This window comes from Candidatus Phytoplasma pruni, assembly GCF_013391955.1.
Taxonomy (GTDB): domain Bacteria; phylum Bacillota_I; class Bacilli_A; order Acholeplasmatales; family Acholeplasmataceae; genus Phytoplasma.
This window is the reverse complement of the sequence record NZ_JABUOH010000015.1, coordinates 1-2,182: the sequence shown is the minus strand read 5'-3', so window position 1 is coordinate 2,182 and position 2,182 is coordinate 1. Positions and strand designations below refer to the sequence as shown.

The 2,182-nt window shown below is 30.2% G+C and carries 1 protein-coding gene; it reads right to left on the bottom strand.

The window, feature by feature from the left end; translation table 11 throughout:
* The coding region (locus HR065_RS00490; protein ID WP_178733964.1) for a hypothetical protein at positions 1-2,182 on the bottom strand (2,182 nt) is incomplete at both ends.

The window sequence follows — 2,182 nt, the reverse complement described above, 5'->3', positions numbered from 1 at the left end:
TAATATCTACTTTGAGTTGGATTTCCATTATCATCATATACCTTATCCCAAGATGATGTCCAATTCGCTACCGGGTTGCCTTGTGCATCGACCCCTGTATAGCGTCTTTGTTGAGTTGGTTTTCCATTAACATCATATTGAGCATCCCAAGTATCATATGAATTCCATTTTACTATCGGTTTGCCTTGTTCATCGATTCCTGTATAACTTCTTTTTTGAGTTTGTTTCCCATTCTTATCATATTGAGCGTCCCAAGTATCATATGAATTCCATTTGACTATCGGTTTGCCATCATTATCAACTCCTGTATAACCTCTTTTTTGCATGTGTATTCCATTTTCTGTTGTTTCAACAGTAAAACAATCTAATAATTTTGTTTTTAATTTGTTTTCTAATTCATTTGGTTGTGAATTAGGTTGTTTTTTCAATTCCTTTAAAATTTCTTCTTTTAATTTTTCATCTGTTACTTCTTTAACAGGAATGCCTTTTTGCTTTCGATAATCTTTAAGATTTGTTAAAACTCGTTGAATTAACGGTTCTTGTTTTTCTGTTTTTTTATCTTTAACTAATTTTTGACCCACTAAGGTTAATTCATGCAAAGAAGAGTGAGGTTTATTGTTTTGTTGCGTTTGAATTGCGTTTATTAATTGATCATTACTTGCATCTTGTTCTGTTATATTTTGTTGAGTTCTATATTCTTTAGCGCCTGTTAAAGCTTTTTCTCTTAAAGTATTTCTTTCTTTTTTTCTATTATCTACTAATGTTTTAGCTACTTGAGTTAACACTTCTAAGGTTGAAGTAGGTTCGTTATTTTGTTGCGTTTGTATTGTTTCTCTTAAAGTTTGATCACTTAATTCTTCAGTTGTTATATGTTGTTCTTGTCTATATGTTTGAGAATTAGAAAAAGCTTGATCTCTTAAATTAGTTCTCTCTGTTGTTCTATTGTCTACTAATGTTTTAGCTACTTGAGTTAAATCTTCTAAGGTTGAATTAGGTTCGTTATTTTGTTGATTTTGAATTGTGTTGATTAATTGTTCATCACTTACTTCTTCGGTGTTTATATTTTGTTCTTGTCTATATTTTTTAGATTTGGATAAAGCTGTTTCTCTTAAAGTAGTTCTTTCTGTTGTTCTATTATCTACTAATGTTTTAGCCACTTGAGTTAAATCTTCTAAGGTTGAAGTAGGTTCGTTATTTTGTTGATTTTGAATTGTGTTGATTAATTGTTCATCACTTACTTCTTCGGTGTTTATATTTTGCTCTTGCCTATATGTTTTAGATTTGGATAAAGCTGTTTCTCTTAAAGTAGTTCTTTCTGTTGTTCTATTGTCTACTATATTATCTACTAATGTTTTAGCTACTTGAGTTAATTCTTCCATTGTTGAAGCAGGTTCATTATTTTGTTTAGTTCGAATTATGTTTGTTAATTGTTCATCACTTATTTCTTCAGTCGTTATATTTTGTTGTTGCCTATATGTTTGAGCAAGCGTTAAAGCTTTTTCAACTTTCTTATCATCTACTAATGTTTTAGCCACTTGTTTTAATCCGTCTAAGTTTGAAGTAGGATTTTCTGTTTGTTTGGTTTCAATCGCGGTTTTTAATTGTTCATCGCTTACTTCTTCGGTTTTTATATTTTGTTCTTGTCTATATGTTTGAGCATCTGTTAAAGCTTCATCTTTTAAATTAGTTCTTTCTGTTTTTCTTTTATCTACTAATTGTTTAGCCGCTTCAATTAACATATCTAAGGTTGAAGCAGGCGTTTCTGTTTGTTTCGCTTGAATCGTATCGCTTAAATCTTGTTCACTTACTTCTTCATTTGTTATACTTTGTTGCCCTCTATATGTTTGAGAATTAGAAAAAGCTTGTTCTCTTAAATTAGCTCTTTCTGTTATTCTTTTATTTACTAATGTTTTAGCTACTCGAGTTAACACGTCTAAGGTTGAAGTAGGTGTTTGTGTTTGTTGATTTTGAATCGCGTCTCTTAAATTTTGATCACTTACTTCTTCAGTTGTTATATTTTGTTGTGTTCTATATGTTTGAGCATCTGTTAAGGCTTGATCTCTTAAATTTTTTCTCTCTGTTAATCTATCATCTACTAATTGTTTAGCTTCTTGAGTTAATTCTTCTAAGGTTGAAGTAGGTGTTTTGATTTGTTTCGCTTTAATCGCGTCTTTTAAAAATT